Genomic DNA, 16,412 nt, shown 5'->3' on the forward strand with positions numbered 1-16,412 from the left:
GTATGGTATGGGTAATAATTCATAAATTGATATGACCCTTCCAGTAGGATCTTTCCTGTTTAAAGTTTTATAAAAAGAGTTATGAAAGGAAAAAAAAATGTTGATGTAAATCCTTTTTTAGGCGATACAGAAAATTATTTAAAAAAAGAATTATATGGTCTTCTCCAACAGGATAGTTCGATTTTTGAATTCTTGCAGGAAGCAGCAATGGATGGTCTTTGGTTTTGGGATTTAGATGAACCTGAAAATGAGTGGATGAATGCTAAATTCTGGATTACCTTGGGGTATGACCCGGATGAAATGCCACATAAATCTTCTGCTTGGCAAGATATTATTAATAAGGAAGATCTGAAACGAGTATATGCTAATTTTTCTAAACATTCACAGGATCCATCGTATCCATTCGATCAAATAGTTAGATATCGGCATAAATTGGGTCATACGGTTTGGGTTAAATGTAGAGGGATAATTTTACGGGATGATGATGGGGTACCCAGAAAAATGCTTGGAGCCCACACCGATATCACGAAAATAAAAAAGGCAGAAGAAGACCTAAGGAAACAAATAAACGATTTTGAGCATATTATTGAAGGAACACATTTAGGCACCTGGCGGTGGAATGTGCAAACAGGAGAAACGGTTTTTAATGAACGCTGGGCAGAAATCATCGGTTATTCTCTTTCAGAGTTGCAACCAACTACCATTAATACTTGGGTGGAATATTCTCATCCTGATGATCTGGAAAAATCAAATGAGCTCTTACAAGAACATTTTGCAGGAAAAACTCCTATTTATGAATGCGAAGCTCGTATGAAACATAAAAATGGTGAATATGTATGGGTTTTAGATAAGGGTAGTGTAGTAAGTTGGGATGATCAAGGAAATCCGGAGTGGATGATAGGATCGCATCAGGAAATTACGCAGAAGAAAAAAGATTTTGAGCGAAATAGGCTTTTTATTGAACAGACTCCAAGTGCAATTGCTATGTTCGATACTAAAATGAACTATCTGGCAGCTTCCAAAAAATGGTTCGAAGTATATAGTATTGAGGATAGAAATGTTATTGGAAAACCGCATTTCGAGGTATTGCCTGAAATAGCCGAAAAATGGAAATCAAATTATCAGAAATGTCTGGAAGGAGAAGTTATTAAGAATGACGAAGAATGTATTGAAAGAAAAGATGGTACCGTACAATGGTTGTCTTGGGAATTATGTCCTTGGTATTCTGACCAAAATAAAGTAGGAGGTTTAGTGTGTTATACTTCAGACATAACCAAGTTAAAAAGAAAAGAAGAATTAAAATCTTTATTAAAGATAGCTGAAGATCAAAATAAGAGATTAAAAAACTTTGCTCATATCGTCTCGCATAATCTTAAATCACATTCTGGAAATTTTGAAATGCTTTTGGATTTGTTTTTTCAAGAGAATCCGGATATGAGAAACAACGAAATTGCTCAGCTTTTTAATACCGCATCACAAAACTTATCTGAGACTATATCGCATTTAAATGAAGTTGTTTTAATAAATACCTCAATAGATAAAAGTTTAGTTTCAGTGGATTTAAAAAAGTCTATTGATGAGGTTACAAGAAGTGTTCAAGCTATTGCAATTGAGTCCGATGTAAAGATAAATAATGAAGTAGAGGAAGGTATTAATGTGTCAGCAATACCTGCATATTTAGATAGTATATTGCTTAATTTTATTACAAATGCAATCAAGTACAGTTCTAAAGAAAGAGATAGTTACGTGACTTTGAGTGCTATAAAAAAATATGGAGAAATAGAGTTAAGTATTGAGGACAACGGACTTGGTATTGATTTGGAAAAGCATCGATCTAAGCTATTTGGGATGTATAAAACTTTTCATCCCAATATAGAAAAATCTAGAGGTATTGGTCTATTTATAACTAAAAATCAGGTAGAAGCTATTGGAGGTAGAATTGAGGTTGAAAGCAAGGTGAATTCTGGGACAACTTTTAAAATTTTTATGAAACATGAAAAAGATTGATGTAGCTTGTGTAATCGATGATGATCCAATTTTTGTTTTCGGTATTAAACGAATCATAAAGATTATTGGATTTTGTAATACTCTTTTGGTTTTTAAAAATGGAAAGGAAGCTTTGGATAACTTAAAATCTATTATCTCTGAGAACCAAAATGTTCCGGATGTTATTTTGTTAGATTTAAATATGCCAATATTAGATGGATGGCAATTTTTGGATGAGTTTGTTAACATCCCTTGTCCAAAGAAAATAACAATTTATATAGTTTCTTCGTCCGTGGATCCAGAAGATGTGCTTAGAGCAAAATCATATGAGAATGTGTGCGATTATATTGTAAAACCGGTTACTATGGAAACACTAAAAGAGGTGTTGCACGATTTTGAAAACGCCACCTAAATTTAATGTTTGTGATAGAATTACTTAGTCAATTCCCTAAATAAACTCTCTAAATCCTTGTTTTTTCTGGAAAGCTGAAGGATTTTTAATTCGTTGTCGTGCGCAAAATCAAAAACTGCAGAGCGCATATCGGTTGTGGTGTCAAATGTAAGTTGATAAATAAACCCATGAATATTTTTAACATTTTTTACGTTGTCGAGTTTCAATAAGAAAGCTTCTTCAACTCTATAGTCAAATTCGACTTCTACAATTTGATCTGTCTGATCTATCATCTCATTGAGGTTTTTATCTGCTACGATCTCACCTTTATTGATGATGATCACTCGATCACACATGGCTTCCACCTCCTGCATAATATGAGTAGATAGAAAAATAGTTTTTTCTCGGCCAACGGATTTAATTAGTTCCCTTATGTCTACTAGTTGATTTGGATCAAGACCTGTTGTTGGTTCATCAAGGATTAATACTTTTGGGTCATGTAATAATGCACAAGCCAACCCGACACGCTGACGATACCCTTTAGATAATTGACTTATTTTTTTGTTTGCTTCAGGTGTGAGGCCTGTTAATTCAATTATTTCCTCAATTCTGGATTTCGAAATTTTATATACCTGAGCATTAAAAGCTAAATATTCTCTTACATACATTTCTAGATATAAAGGATTGTGCTCTGGCAAGTATCCTACACTTCTTTGCACTTCAATCGGTTGTGTATGTATGTCAAAACCATTTACAGATGCTTTGCCTTCAGAAGGATCCAGGTACGTAGTTAGGATTTTCATCATCGTAGACTTACCGGCGCCATTAGGGCCTAAAAAACCCACAATCTCACCCTGTTTTATTGTAAATGAAATGTTGTCTAAGGCTGTTTGTTGATTATATATTTTGGAAATATTTGAAACTGAAATTGACATAGTTTTCTATCATGAATCGATTATATTCAAAAGTACATAAATGAATAATTATTGTATGGATATCAAATTAAATTTATATTTTTTATCCTTAAGTACTCGCAGTGATTTGCTTCAAAAAACAAAAAAACCAAACTATATACTTGATAATCATCAGGTTGTTGTTTTTGAAAAGTGATCGTATTAAAATAGTGTTATTTAAAATAATCTTCGGTTTATTTATTTTATTACTTTTTCAGCTTTTCAGCAACATTATTATAATATTCTTGAGTCAGGACCTCAGTCCAAATCGTAGGTTTATCCCCGGCATATAATGCTAAATACGTTACCTGACTGTCTTTTGAAGAAGAGTGCCAATGTTCTGTGCTCTTGTTGCATTTTATAACATCTCCAACATTAAGAATAATAGGCTCTTTACCTCTTTCTTGATAATATCCTTTGCCTTCTATGATTATTAAAACTTGTGGTGATGAATGTTTATGCCAATCCAAAGTTGAGTTCGCTCTGAAGGTTGCTTTTGTAATATGATAGCCTAAATCATCATCAGCACGAAATAGTGGATTTAACCACGCTTCTCCAATATAATGGGTATTGGGAGCCTTCGAACCTTCATCTAAATAGGAGGATATATTGTACTGAGAATTTTGAGAAATAATAATTATTGGAAATGTCAATAGTAAAATGTTAACTACTTTTTTCATAAGTAAATAATTAATACAGTAAGTTAATGAAAAATGACAGTAATCTGTTGTTAATTTGGGCATAAAACGCTTTGAGCAAAAGAATTTCACGAAAAAATACATCTTGTATTATTCGATATAAAATTCAGAAGTATGTTTTATTTCTTTAAGAACGAATGTACTGTTGAGGACACCAATATTTTCAATTTTAGAAAGCTTTGTTTTAACAAAATCGTGATATTCTTCTAGACTTTGAGTATGAATTTTTAATATAAAATCTACCTGTCCGGCCATATGATAACATTCCTGAACTTCATCCAGATTTTGGATTTGCTCTTCAAATTTTTCAATAAAGGCTTCATTATGGTAACGCATAGATACCTGACAAATCGTTGTAACTGACTTGTTGATTAGTTTTTTATCTAGAATTGCTACATATTTTTTTATGAAACCTTGTTTCTCTAATCTTCTAACTCGTTCATAAACAGGAGAAGGTGTTAGATTAAGAATCGTAGCAATTTCTTTTGCTGTTTTTTTAGAATCTCTTTGCAGAATTCTCAGGATCGTGATATCTATTTGATCTAATTGCTCCATAAAATTAGGTTGAAAAATTACTTCAGAATATAGGATTACATATTAAATTGAAGTAAATATAACTTTTAAAATATTATTAAGCAGGAATAATTACTTAGTTTTTATGATTTTTCGGATATAAAAGTTGCTATTATTATTTTAGTAAGTAAATAACGCTTATAAGTGTTAAAATTTTGACAGGAAATATGGATACAAAAATCTTAGTAATTGGCGCTAACGGACAATTAGGATCTGTGCTTACATCTGAATTGCGAAATAAATTTGGTGATGAGAATGTAATTGCATCGGATCTTAAAGGCTCTGAAGGATCCAAAGGAAAGTTTGAAGTAATTGATGCCACAGATATTCATAGAATTGAGGAGGTTGTAACAAAACATAAGATTACACAAATTTATCATTTGGCTGCGATTCTATCTGCTAAAGGTGAAGAAACGCCATTGTCAACTTGGGATATCAATATGAAAACATTATTCAATGTGCTGGAAGTTTCTAGAAATAATAACATTGATCGTGTGTTTTTTCCGAGTTCGATAGCAGTTTTTGGAGAAGGAGCTCCTTTAAACAATACTCCGGATGATGCATATCTTAATCCGGCGACAGTTTATGGTATGAGTAAAGCTGCTGGAGAAAACTGGGCACAGTATTACTTCCTTAGATATGGTCTGGATATAAGATCTATTCGGTATCCGGGAGTTATTGGTTATCAATCATTACCAGGAGGAGGAACTACGGATTATGCGGTAGACATTTACCATAAAGCAGTATTAAAAGAAGATTTTGATTGTTTTCTGAAAGAAGACGCTACACTTCCTATGATTTTTATGGATGATGCCATAAGAGCTACTATAGAACTAATGGAAGCTCCAAAAGAAAATATTACGGTAAGGACTTCTTATAATATTTCAGGAATTAGCTTTTCACCAAGCGAAGTTGTTGATGAAATTCGTAAATTATATCCTGATTTTAAAGTAAACTATAAACCGGATTTTAGACAAGAGATTGCTTCTAGATGGCCAAAGTCAATCGATGATGCTGCTGCAAAAAAAGATTGGGGTTGGAAATCACAGTTTAATTTGGACGATATTACTGAAGTAATGATTCAAAAATTACAAGAAAAATACAGAAAGGGTTCGAGAAATAAAGAAATTTTGATGCTCTAGAGTATATCTGTTTATAGATAAAAAATAAATTAATAGAAATCAATAATAAAACACTCATGTTTTCAAATATAAAAGACGATTTACAAAAAGAGCTGGATGATATTAAATCAGCAGGATTATACAAATCCGAAAGAATAATAACAACTCCTCAAGGAGCAGAAATAGATACTACGAATACAAAACATGTTTTAAATTTTTGCGCAAATAACTATTTAGGTCTTTCGTCTCATCCGGATGTAATAAAAGCTGGTAAAGATGCTATTGATTCTCACGGGTATGGATTGTCTTCAGTGCGTTTTATTTGTGGCACACAGGATATCCATAAAGAATTGGAGCGTAAAACAGCAGAATTTTTAGGAATGGAAGATTGTATCCTGTATGCTGCTGCTTTTGATGCAAATGGCGGTCTTTTTGAACCCATTCTTACTGCAGAAGATGCCATCATTTCAGATTCTCTAAATCATGCCTCTATTATAGATGGAATTCGTTTGTGTAAGGCAAAACGTTTTAGATACGAGCATAATAATATGGTAGATCTGGAAAAGCAATTAAAATCTGCTAAAGGATCTAGGAGAATATTAATTGTAACAGATGGTTCGTTCTCGATGGACGGAACGATTGCTCAATTAGATAAAATTTGTGATTTAGCCGATACATATGAAGCAATGGTGATGATAGACGAATGTCATTCTACCGGTTTTCTCGGTAAAACGGGGAGAGGAACTCACGAATATAGAGATGTCATGGGTAGAATTGATATTATTACCGGGACTTATGGTAAGGCTCTTGGAGGAGCTTCAGGTGGATTTACAGCAGCCAGAAAAGAAATCGTAGAGATGCTAAGACAACGCTCCAGACCTTATTTGTTTTCTAACACGGTAGCCCCATCAATAGTAGGTGCCTCCATAAAGGTGTTGGATTTATTGAGCTCCTCGACAGCACTTAGAGATAAATTAGAGGAAAATACCAAGTATTTTAGATCAGAAATGACAGCTGCAGGATTTGATATCGTTTCTGGGGATCACCCAATTGTTCCTGTGATGTTATATGAAGCGACACTAGCGCAAGAGTTTGCTGCTAAATTATTGGATGAAGGTATTTATGTTATCGGGTTTTTCTATCCAGTGGTTCCGCAGGGTAAAGCTAGAATCAGGGTGCAATTGTCAGCAGCTCATGATCGCGAACACCTGGAAAAAGCCGTAAAAGCGTTTACAAAAGTAGGTAAAGAGCTGGGAGTAATATAATTACTAACGTTTGTTAGTAGCTGAAAACTTAGAAGATTCTTACTATACTGTATCATTTTTTTAAAATATTTCATTGATTTTGATTAAAAATTTGATATTTAATGATAATAGGTTTGAATCGATGAAAAAAATGAAAATTTATTTTGTATAGTCATAGTTTTAGCTACTTTAGCAACGTAATAAAGAAACAACAATGAGCAATTTGTTTACTTGGAATCGATTTTATTTTTTCTTCTTTTATTTTAAAAGTAAGATCGGGAACGCTATGTAAATAAATAAGCAAAATTTATAAAACTAGAATCCCGATGTAACGTCGGGATTTTTTTTTGAGACAAAAATTTAAAACGTTTGAGGAAGAAAGTCGCCATACAAGGAATAAAAGGTTCTTATCACCACGGAGTAGCGCAAGCATATTTTGGCAACGAAGTGGATGTAGATGAATGTATGTCTTTTCAAGAATTGGTTCATAGCTTGGAAAATAAGAAAAGTACAGATGCTGTAATGGCTATAGAAAATTCTATAGCAGGATCGATAATTCCTAATTATGCGTATATCGATGAGCATGATTTAACGATCTGTGGAGAATATTTTCAACCCATTCATCATTGTTTGATGGCTTTAGAGGGGCAAGAGATTTCTGATATAAAAGAGGTGTATTCTCACCCTATGGCGTTACTGCAGTGCAAAGAGTTTTTTAGAGGACAACCCCATATTAAATTAGTGGAAGATGCGGATACTGCAGATGTTGCAAAAAGAATTCAGGAACAACAATTAAAGGGTGTTGCCGCGGTGGCTGGCGAAACAGCAGCCAATATTTATAATCTGAATATTTTGGCAAGAGAAATACAAACAATTAAATCGAATAGTACACGATTTTTCATACTTCACACTAAAGAGGACTCAGGTGTTGATAAAGAAGAAATTAATAAGGCATCATTAAAGTTTTTGACGGATCATAAAAGAGGAAGTTTGGCTACGGTACTTAATGTAATGAGTGATTGTAGGTTGAACCTAACAAAGATTCAGTCATTGCCTGTAATCGATATGCCTTGGAAATATTCATTTTTTGTGGATGTGACTTTTAATAAGTATGAAGATTATCAAAAGGCCATTTCAATATTAAAAATCATGGCTTTAGAACTCAAAATTTTAGGAGAATATAAAAATCAGAACGGATGAGCATTCAGACGGCAAAACGCTTAGAAACAGTTGAGGAATATTATTTCTCTAAAAAATTACGTGAAGTAAGGGCTTTGGCAGCCTCAGGAAAACCTATTTTGAATATGGCTATAGGTAGTCCTGACCTGGATCCGCCTAAAGAAGTGGTGCAGGCAATACAAAGTGCGGTGGTTGTTGATGGTGCTCATAAATATCAAAGCTATCAGGGATTACCAGAATTGAGACAAGCTATTGCTGATTTTTACAAGAATAAATACGATGTAACTTTAAATCCAGAAAACGAAATTTTACCGTTAATGGGGTCCAAAGAAGGGATTATGCACATATCTCTGGCATATCTGAATGAAGGTGATGAGGTATTGGTTCCTAATCCTGGATACCCAACGTACACATCCGTTACCAATTTGGTGGGTGCGAAACCTATATTCTATGATTTAGTAGCTGATAATGAATGGGAGCCTGATTTTGATGCTTTGTCTAAGAGAGATCTGAGCAAGGTGAAAATCATGTGGATTAACTACCCTCATATGCCTACCGGAGCTAATGGAAATGTTAAATTGTTTAAAAAACTAATTGCTTTTGCACGCGAGCATAATATTTTGCTGGTAAAAGATAATCCATACAGCTTTATTTTAAATGATAGTCCTATAAGTATTTTGTCGATTGATGGTGCTATAGAAGTAGCATTAGAATTAAATTCCTTGAGCAAAACGTTTAATATGGCTGGATGGAGAGTAGGAATGGTAAGTGGAGGCAACGATAAAATTGAAGCGATTCTTAAAGTCAAGAGCAATATGGATAGTGGAATGTTTCAGGGAATCCAAAAAGGAGCCATTGTTGCATTAAACATTTCTAATAGTTGGTATACAAAGATGAATACTATCTATAGAGAAAGAAGAGAGTTGATCTGGGAATTAGCTACAATTCTTGGATGTACTTATGATAAAACCGCAACAGGAATGTTTGTTTGGGCAAAACTACCAAAAGGAATTAATGCTATGGAGTTTATTGATAATATCTTGTATAACAAAGACATATTTATAACTCCGGGTGATATTTTTGGAAGTAACGGGAAAGGATACATTCGTTTTTCATTATGCGTAACTAAAGAAAATATAAAAGAAGCAATTGCAAGATTTAAAAAAGAAGAATTACAACTTGCGAATAATAGTATTATAAATCAAAAATCGTAACTGGTAAATAGTATGAAAGTATTCGTAATAGGAATAGGGTTAATCGGAGGATCATTTGCTATTGATATCAAAGCTGCTTTTAATGAAGCAGTGATTTATGGTGTAGATAAAAGTGAGGAACATCTTGATAAGGCCATTTCTTTAGGTCTGATCGATAAAAAATCAAACTTAGAAGAGTTAGATATAGCAGATGTTGTCATTACAGCAATTCCTGTAGATGTTACCGTTAAACTGTTACCGGAAATCTTAGATAAAATTAATGATGAGTGTCTAGTGTTTGATGTGGGTTCTACAAAAGAGAAGTTGTGTCAATCTGTAAGTGAGCATCCTAAAAGAAGAAACTATTTGGCAGCACATCCTATTGCCGGAACTGAGTTTTCTGGACCTCAAGCAGCTATTGCGAATTTGTATAGAGGGAAAACCAATATTATTTGTGAAGTAGAAAAAACAGCGTTTAAACTACAGGAAAAGGGGATGGAAATTTTTACCAGATTAGGAATGAGAATTCGTTATATGGACCCTGCTTCCCATGATAAACATATAGCATATGTATCGCACTTATCTCATATTAGTTCTTTTATGCTTGGGAAAACTGTGATTGAAAAAGAAAAAAATGAAAGGGATATTTTCGATATGGCTGGCAGTGGATTCGCATCTACCGTTCGATTGGCAAAAAGTTCTCCAGAAATGTGGGCGCCAATTTTTAAACATAATAAGGCGAATGTCATCGAAACTTTAAATGAATATATTGCAAATCTTATACAATTTAAAGAATTAATGGAAGAGGATAATTTTGTCGAGATTTATAAAGAAATGGAAGATACGAATCATATAAAAGCAATTCTGAAAGGAATATCATAAAATAACCACCTAAAACTAATACTAATAAAGAATTAAAAAATAGAGATGGAGAATAAGAAAGAACTAAGAAACTGGTTGGACGAATATAACTTGGATCACCCTTTGGTTATTGGAGGTCCTTGTAGTGCAGAGACCGAAGAACAAGTGGTAAAAATTGCGCATCAACTAAAAGATTCTGATGCTACCGTTTTACGTGCAGGAATCTGGAAACCGAGAACAAGACCGGGTAACTTTGAAGGAGTTGGTGCTTTAGGCTTAAAGTGGTTGCAACGCGCCAAAGAAGAAACGGGGATGAAAATAGCTACAGAAGTAGCAAATCCGCATCACGTAGAACTGGCATTAGAACACGGCGTAGATGTTTTATGGATTGGAGCAAGAAGTACAGTTTCTCCGTTTATAGTTCAAGATATTGCAGAGGCTTGTAGAGGAATTGATAATCCTGTTCTTGTAAAAAATCCAATCAATCCTGATTTATCTCTTTGGTTGGGTGCTGTAGAACGTTTGTATACCTGCGATGTCAAAAATCTAGGAGTAATTCATAGAGGTTTTTCGACTTATGAAAAGACAAAATATCGTAACATTCCAGAATGGCAGATACCGATTGATTTACAAAATCGTTTTCCGGATTTACCTTTGATTTTGGATCCATCCCATATTGCAGGTAGAAGAGATTTGATCTTTGATCTTTCACAAACAGCGTTGGATCTTAATTTTGATGGATTAATTGTAGAAACGCACTATGATCCCGATAATGCTTGGAGTGATGCTGCACAGCAAATTACACCGGATACTTTAATTCAGCATATGAAAGACTTGAAAATTCGTAAAGAAGTTGGCGTAGATGAGGCTTACCAAAGAACCTTAAATGAATTGCGTGCAAAAATAGATGTAGCGGACAACCAATTATTAGATATTTTATCTAAAAGAATGAAAATTTCAGACGAGATTGGTAAAGCGAAAGCAAAACAAAATGTAGCTATTTTGCAGTCCAAACGTTGGAATGAAATTTTGGGTAAAATGATACTTGAAGGAGAAGAAAAAGGATTGAGCGAGGAATTTATTTTAAGGATATACAAAGCCATTCACCAGGAATCAATCAATCATCAGGAAAAAGTTGCTAGATCTTAAATATGCAGAATGCTTATTGCGTATAGAGATTTATTTGCATCTTTGCGGTTATGACAGGAACTGTATATAAATCTACCGGAAGTTGGTATACCGTAAAAGCAGATAACGGTAAGGTGTACGAGTGCCGAATAAAGGGTAAATTTAGGATAAAAGGTATTAAAAGTACCAATCCTGTGTCCGTTGGTGATATAGTAGATTTTAAGTTAGAAACTAAGAATGATACAGAAACCGGTGTGATCGAAAATATCAGAGAACGCCGTAATTATATAATCCGAAAATCGGTCAATCTATCAAAGCAAACCCACATCATTGCTGCAAACATTGATGTGGTTTTTTTATTAATTACACTAAATAATCCACCAACATTTACAACTTTTATTGATCGTTTTTTGGTAACGGCAGAAGCGTATGATATCAAAGCAGTGCTGCTATTTAATAAAATCGACACCTATACCGAAGATGAACTTTTGGAAATCAAATATTTAGCAGCTTTATACAGGGAAATAGGTTATGAATGTATAGGAATCTCTGCAAAAACGGGTAAGAATATTGATAAGGTGAAAGCCTTAATGAAAGGTAAGGTTAGTATGTTTTCCGGACATAGTGGTGTGGGGAAATCTACTTTGGTTAATTTGATAGAACCTGATTTATCTCTTAAAACTGCAGAGATTAGCGACCAGCATCAGCAAGGTCAACACACAACTACTTTTGCAGAAATGTACGATCTTAGTTTTGATGCTAAGATTATTGATACTCCCGGTATTAAAGGATTTGGTATCGTAGATATAGATAAAGAAGAACTAGGTGATTATTTCCCTGAATTTTTTGAACTTAAGGAGCAATGTAAATTTAATAATTGTCTTCACATTAATGAACCTAAATGCGCGGTTAAAGATGCCTTGGATAACGAACAAATTCCTTGGTCCAGGTATAAAAGTTACCTACAAATTTTGGAAGGAGAAGAAGAGCATTACAGGAAAAATAATTACGATAATGAAGATTAATCTATTTTTTTGCATTTCGATGGTAACATTTTCTTCTCTTAAGACACTTACATAATGAGAGCGGTAATTCAAAGAGTTTCTAAAGCATCTGTAGAAGTTGAAGGAGAAAAGGTTTCACAAATAGCTCGTGGGCTTTTAATCCTGATTGGTATTGAACAAGAAGATACTCATGAAGACATTATGTGGTTAACGGGTAAAATAGGTAAGTTAAGAATATTCGCGGATGATAACGGTATAATGAATAAAAGTGTTAAGGATATAGATGGAGAAGCAATTGTTGTAAGTCAATTCACATTGCACGCTAGTACACGTAAAGGAAACAGACCAAGCTATGTAAAAGCGGCAAAACCTGAAATAGCGATTCCTATGTATGAGAAATTTGTAAAACAACTAGAATTAGAATTAGGCAAAAATATTGGAACTGGTGTATTTGGAGCAGATATGAAAGTATCACTTCTTAACGACGGACCGGTAACTATTATAATTGATACAAAAAACAGAGAATAACAAACCACCCCAAAATAAATTTTATATGATTAAAAAAATACAACTACTCCTAGTTGTGGGTTTTCTATGTGTTTTAGCAAGAACACAAGCTCAAGGTGATCTAAGTTTACAGGCCATACTTATAGATTCTACCCTCACTGAAAATGCAAATGCGATTGTAAGATCAGAGGATATAGTGATTGAAATCAACTCTATAAACTCTGTAACCGTAAAAACAAAACGTATTGTAACGGTTTTAAACAAATATGGAAACCGTCATGCAGATTCTTATGAACCTTATGATCCGGATACCAAAATTAAAAAAGTTAGAGCTATTGTTTATAATGCCTTAGGGCAAGAAATTAAAAAGTTTAAGAGAAAAGATTTTAGTGATAGAAGTATGTATGATGGATTTTCTCTAATTGGAGATAATCGATTTATATATTTTGATCATACACCCGTTGATTATCCCTATACAATGGTTTATGAAAGTGAAGTCGAAAGTAAAAATACTGCATTCATAGAACCGTGGTTTCCGATAGCAAATTACCATCTTAGTGTTGAAAAAGCTTCGTATCAGGTAGTGAATCCAGCAAAAATTCCGCTAAGAACAAAGGAGAAAGCATTTGATGGGTATCCTATAGAAATTACAAAAGGAGATCAAGAAATTACCTATGTTTTATCTAAGGTTTCGGCTTTAAGAAAAGAATATAAAAGCCCGTCTTTTAAAGATATAGCGCCTAACGGGAAAATAACCTTAGGGAACTTTTCTTTAGTTAATGTCGAAGGCGCAGCGGATGATTGGACAAGTATGGGTAAATGGCAATATCAAAATTTAGTATCAGGAAGAGATCAATTACCCGAATCAGTCATTAGTAAGATTTCTGAATTAGTAGCAAATGCAGGTTCTAAAAAAGAAAAAGCAAAAATCATCTATGAATATGTTCAAAACAAAACCAGATATGTAAGTGTGCAGTTAGGTATAGGTGGATGGATGCCTATGATGGCAGAAGATGTAGACCGATTAGGTTATGGAGATTGTAAAGCCTTAACAAATTATACAAAAGCGCTCTTGGAAACTCAAGATATTCCAGCGTATTATACCGTAGTCTATGGGGATTCTGATAAAAGAGATATTGATGCTGATTTTGCTTCTATGCAAGGAAATCATGTGATCCTAAACATACCCGATGAAGAAGAAGATATATGGTTAGAATGCACGAGTCAAACAGCTCCTTTTAATTTTATAGGGGATTTTACTGATGACAGAAATGTGCTTGTGGTTAAGCCAGATGGTGGAGAAATCAAAAGAACCAAAAAATACAAGCCAGAAGAAAATACATTACATACTACAGCTACAATTTTCTTACAGCCCGATGCATCGATTGTAGCAGATATAACAGCGGTTTCTAAAGGCTTGCAATATGATTGGAGGTATTTAACAAAACTAAAGCCGGTAAAAGATCAAAAGTTGTACTATAAAGAATATTGGGATTATGTAAATAATCTAAATATCCTTTCTTTGGATCTAAAAGATGATAAGGATAATATTAGCTACCACGAAAAATTAAAAGTGAATGCCAGAAATTACGCAACTAAAACAGGTAGCAGATTGTTGTTGATGCCTAATGCCTTTAACCGAATAAAAAGTAAAAAACCCAAGTACAAGGATAGAAAAACTCCATTAGTCATTTCCAGAGGATATGTAGATTCAGATGAATATATTATCAATATACCATCGGGCTATGTGGTTAATAAACTTCCCGAAGAAAAAGTATTCGAAACTATTTTCGGGACCTATTCTTACCACCTTGAAAAGTTAGATGAATCACGGTTAAAATTCACAAGGAAACTAAAAATAAAAGATGGGGGATACCCAAAAGAAAAATACGAAGAATATAGACAATTCATGACTAAGATTCGTAATACAGATAAAACAAAAATAGTACTGAAACAACAATAACAACTAATTAATAACAATGGGAAAATTACATGAAATAGTAACAATTGTATTTCTGATAGTATCGACTAATATAATTGCACAGGAGTATAAGTTTGGTAAAGTCTCCAAAGAGGAATTACTGGAAGAATCTTATAAGATCGATAGTGTTGCAAATGCGGTGATTCTATATGAAAATAAAAAAGTAAGTATCGAATACGGTAAATCTTACGGTTTTCAGTTGGTTACGGAAGTTTTTAAACGAGTAAAATTGTATGATAAAAATGGATTTGATTATGCCAGTGAAGAGGTTTTTCTTTATAAACAAGGAGGTAATAGAGAAAAAATTAGTAATCTAAAAGGAGCTACATATTCTTACAACGGAAATAAGATTGTAGAAACTAAGTTGAAGAAAGAGGGTATATTCAAAAATGAATATTCTGAAAACTTGGATCAAGTAAAATTTACGATGCCATCCTTACAAGAAGGTTCTGTAATTGAGTATAAGTATAAAATAACTTCACCATTTCTTTTTAACATAGACAAGATTTATTTGCAACAAATAATTCCCATCAAAAAGCTAGATGTTAAGGTTAAAATACCGGAATATTTTAATTTCAAGAAAATGACGACTGGCTACTTGCCAATAAACCTGAAGGAATCAAGTATTAGAGATTTCATAGTCTGGTCCTCACAGAATAATAACCGAACTGATTATGGAATATCAGTATATAAAATTAATTCTGTAAATGTACCAGCGTTTAAGGAGGAACCATTTTCGGGAAACATAAATAACTATATATCCTCTATTAATTATGAACTATCTTATGTAAAACTCCCCAATCGTCCTATAGATTACCGATCTACTACTTGGGAAGATGTGGCTAAAACGATTTACAAAAGTCCTAATTTTGGAGATGAACTTAAAAGAAGCAATTATTATCAAGCAGATATAGATAAATTACTCAATGGAGTGAATAATCAATTGGATAAGACTGTAAAAATTTACGATTATGTGAAGAAAAAAATAACCTGGAATAAAAGAAGAGGTGTTTTTACAAATACAGGGACTAAAAAAGCGTACAAAGAGAATACGGGTAGTGCTGCCGAAATCAATCTAATGCTTACTTCTATGCTCATTTATGCAGGTATTGATGCAAATCCGGTAATTTGTAGTACCAGTGATAAGGTCGTTTCACTATTTCCAACCATTGATGGGTTTAACTACGTAATTAGCCGTGTTAAATTGGCAGACGGAGATGTACTTTATCTAGATGCAACAGATAAATATGGGGTGCCCAATGTTTTACCGGATAGGATTATTCAAGGAATGGGAAGAGTAATTGCTAAAAACGGGACTTCTCAAATGGTAGATTTTAGACCTCTTAAACCTTCTGTAAAAGCATATAGGTTACAATGTGAAATTGATGATCAGGCAGTGGCAAAAGGAAGAGTAAGCGTAAATCATAAAGACTATTTAGCACATAATTTTAGAGTGGTAAATGCAGTCAAAGATGATGAAAGTAAAGCGGAACGTTTTGAGAAAAAATTTGGAATCACAGAATTGGATGCATATACTGTAAAAGGTGTTAATGAATACGGAAAAGGAGTGAGTGAACAATTTGATTTTACAGT

15 protein-coding genes are annotated in these 16,412 nt (G+C 33.5%); 12 read left to right on the top strand and 3 right to left on the bottom strand.

Going from position 1 to position 16,412, the window contains the following annotated elements; translation table 11 throughout:
- The first annotated feature begins 81 nt into the window (after positions 1–81).
- Entirely contained in the window at positions 82–2,007 is a 1,926-nt protein-coding gene (locus tag ACFSR1_RS16330) for a PAS domain-containing protein (protein ID WP_378294086.1), read from the top strand.
- Complete coding sequence (locus ACFSR1_RS16335) at positions 1,994–2,398, top strand: response regulator (protein WP_378294087.1); 405 nt, start codon at positions 1,994–1,996, stop codon at positions 2,396–2,398. The genes ACFSR1_RS16330 and ACFSR1_RS16335 overlap by 14 nt, the downstream gene beginning before the upstream one ends.
- A 20-nt stretch (positions 2,399–2,418) precedes the next feature.
- On the opposite strand, the gene gldA is transcribed toward ACFSR1_RS16335, so the two are convergent.
- The 3 genes from gldA to ACFSR1_RS16350 all read right to left on the bottom strand — a co-directional run bounded on the left by gldA (position 2,419) and on the right by ACFSR1_RS16350 (position 4,583).
- Entirely contained in the window at positions 2,419–3,312 is an 894-nt protein-coding gene (gldA, locus tag ACFSR1_RS16340) for a gliding motility-associated ABC transporter ATP-binding subunit GldA (protein ID WP_378294088.1), read from the bottom strand.
- A 224-nt stretch (positions 3,313–3,536) separates the two neighbouring features.
- Positions 3,537–4,010 carry a cupin domain-containing protein gene (locus tag ACFSR1_RS16345; protein ID WP_378294089.1) on the bottom strand — a complete coding sequence of 158 codons (474 nt, stop codon included), beginning with the start codon at positions 4,008–4,010 and terminating at the stop codon, positions 3,537–3,539.
- 108 nt (positions 4,011–4,118) lie between these two features.
- Positions 4,119–4,583 carry an Lrp/AsnC family transcriptional regulator gene (locus ACFSR1_RS16350; RefSeq protein WP_378294090.1) on the bottom strand — a complete coding sequence of 155 codons (465 nt, stop codon included), beginning with the start codon at positions 4,581–4,583 and terminating at the stop codon, positions 4,119–4,121.
- A 185-nt stretch (positions 4,584–4,768) separates the two neighbouring features.
- Between ACFSR1_RS16350 and ACFSR1_RS16355 the strand changes: the two genes are divergently transcribed.
- From ACFSR1_RS16355 to ACFSR1_RS16400, 10 genes are all read left to right on the top strand, one after another.
- Positions 4,769–5,743, top strand: a complete 975-nt coding sequence (locus ACFSR1_RS16355) for an NAD-dependent epimerase/dehydratase family protein (RefSeq protein WP_378294091.1) — start codon at positions 4,769–4,771, stop codon at positions 5,741–5,743.
- Between the two features lie 56 nt (positions 5,744–5,799).
- A complete protein-coding gene (kbl, locus tag ACFSR1_RS16360) occupies positions 5,800–6,987 on the top strand; it encodes a glycine C-acetyltransferase (protein WP_378294092.1) in 1,188 nt (395 codons plus the stop codon).
- 348 nt (positions 6,988–7,335) lie between these two features.
- Positions 7,336–8,166, top strand: coding sequence for a prephenate dehydratase (locus ACFSR1_RS16365; protein ID WP_378294093.1), 831 nt, complete (start codon positions 7,336–7,338; stop codon positions 8,164–8,166).
- The gene (locus tag ACFSR1_RS16370; RefSeq protein WP_378294094.1) at positions 8,163–9,359 is read left to right on the top strand and encodes a pyridoxal phosphate-dependent aminotransferase; all 1,197 of its coding nucleotides are present in this window, start codon (positions 8,163–8,165) and stop codon (positions 9,357–9,359) included. Before ACFSR1_RS16365 ends, ACFSR1_RS16370 begins: the two co-directional genes overlap by 4 nt.
- Before the next feature lie 12 nt (positions 9,360–9,371).
- Positions 9,372–10,220 carry a prephenate dehydrogenase gene (locus ACFSR1_RS16375; RefSeq protein ID WP_378294095.1) on the top strand — a complete coding sequence of 283 codons (849 nt, stop codon included), beginning with the start codon at positions 9,372–9,374 and terminating at the stop codon, positions 10,218–10,220.
- Positions 10,221–10,265: 45 nt separating this feature from the next.
- Entirely contained in the window at positions 10,266–11,348 is a 1,083-nt protein-coding gene (locus tag ACFSR1_RS16380; protein ID WP_378294096.1) for a chorismate mutase, read from the top strand.
- 50 nt (positions 11,349–11,398) lie between these two features.
- Positions 11,399–12,352, top strand: a complete 954-nt coding sequence (gene rsgA / locus ACFSR1_RS16385; protein WP_378294097.1) for a ribosome small subunit-dependent GTPase A — start codon at positions 11,399–11,401, stop codon at positions 12,350–12,352.
- Between the two features lie 54 nt (positions 12,353–12,406).
- Positions 12,407–12,859, top strand: coding sequence for a D-aminoacyl-tRNA deacylase (dtd, locus tag ACFSR1_RS16390; RefSeq protein WP_378294098.1), 453 nt, complete (start codon positions 12,407–12,409; stop codon positions 12,857–12,859).
- Positions 12,860–12,884: 25 nt separating this feature from the next.
- On the top strand, positions 12,885–14,801 hold the full coding sequence (locus ACFSR1_RS16395) for a DUF3857 domain-containing protein (RefSeq protein ID WP_378294099.1): 1,917 nt from the start codon (positions 12,885–12,887) through the stop codon (positions 14,799–14,801).
- A gap of 16 nt (positions 14,802–14,817) precedes the next feature.
- The coding region (locus ACFSR1_RS16400) for a DUF3857 domain-containing protein (RefSeq protein WP_378294100.1) at positions 14,818–16,412 on the top strand (1,595 nt) is incomplete at its 3' end.

The organism is Aquimarina rubra (assembly GCF_042684305.1).
GTDB classification, from domain to species: domain Bacteria; phylum Bacteroidota; class Bacteroidia; order Flavobacteriales; family Flavobacteriaceae; genus Aquimarina; species Aquimarina rubra.

Excerpts from the sequence above, each read along its gene's own strand:
- ACFSR1_RS16375 (WP_378294095.1), top strand. The coding sequence starts at position 9,372 with ATGAAAGTATTCGTAATAGGAATAGGGTTAATCGGAGGATCATTTGCT.
- gldA (WP_378294088.1), bottom strand. The coding sequence starts at position 3,312 with ATGTCAATTTCAGTTTCAAATATTTCCAAAATATATAATCAACAAACA.
- kbl (WP_378294092.1), top strand. The coding sequence starts at position 5,800 with ATGTTTTCAAATATAAAAGACGATTTACAAAAAGAGCTGGATGATATT.
- ACFSR1_RS16380 (WP_378294096.1), top strand. The coding sequence starts at position 10,266 with ATGGAGAATAAGAAAGAACTAAGAAACTGGTTGGACGAATATAACTTG.
- ACFSR1_RS16335 (WP_378294087.1), top strand. The coding sequence starts at position 1,994 with ATGAAAAAGATTGATGTAGCTTGTGTAATCGATGATGATCCAATTTTT.
- ACFSR1_RS16395 (WP_378294099.1), top strand. The coding sequence starts at position 12,885 with ATGATTAAAAAAATACAACTACTCCTAGTTGTGGGTTTTCTATGTGTT.
- ACFSR1_RS16345 (WP_378294089.1), bottom strand. The coding sequence starts at position 4,010 with ATGAAAAAAGTAGTTAACATTTTACTATTGACATTTCCAATAATTATT.
- ACFSR1_RS16350 (WP_378294090.1), bottom strand. The coding sequence starts at position 4,583 with ATGGAGCAATTAGATCAAATAGATATCACGATCCTGAGAATTCTGCAA.
- ACFSR1_RS16355 (WP_378294091.1), top strand. The coding sequence starts at position 4,769 with ATGGATACAAAAATCTTAGTAATTGGCGCTAACGGACAATTAGGATCT.
- ACFSR1_RS16370 (WP_378294094.1), top strand. The coding sequence starts at position 8,163 with ATGAGCATTCAGACGGCAAAACGCTTAGAAACAGTTGAGGAATATTAT.
- ACFSR1_RS16330 (WP_378294086.1), top strand. The coding sequence starts at position 82 with ATGAAAGGAAAAAAAAATGTTGATGTAAATCCTTTTTTAGGCGATACA.
- rsgA (WP_378294097.1), top strand. The coding sequence starts at position 11,399 with ATGACAGGAACTGTATATAAATCTACCGGAAGTTGGTATACCGTAAAA.
- dtd (WP_378294098.1), top strand. The coding sequence starts at position 12,407 with ATGAGAGCGGTAATTCAAAGAGTTTCTAAAGCATCTGTAGAAGTTGAA.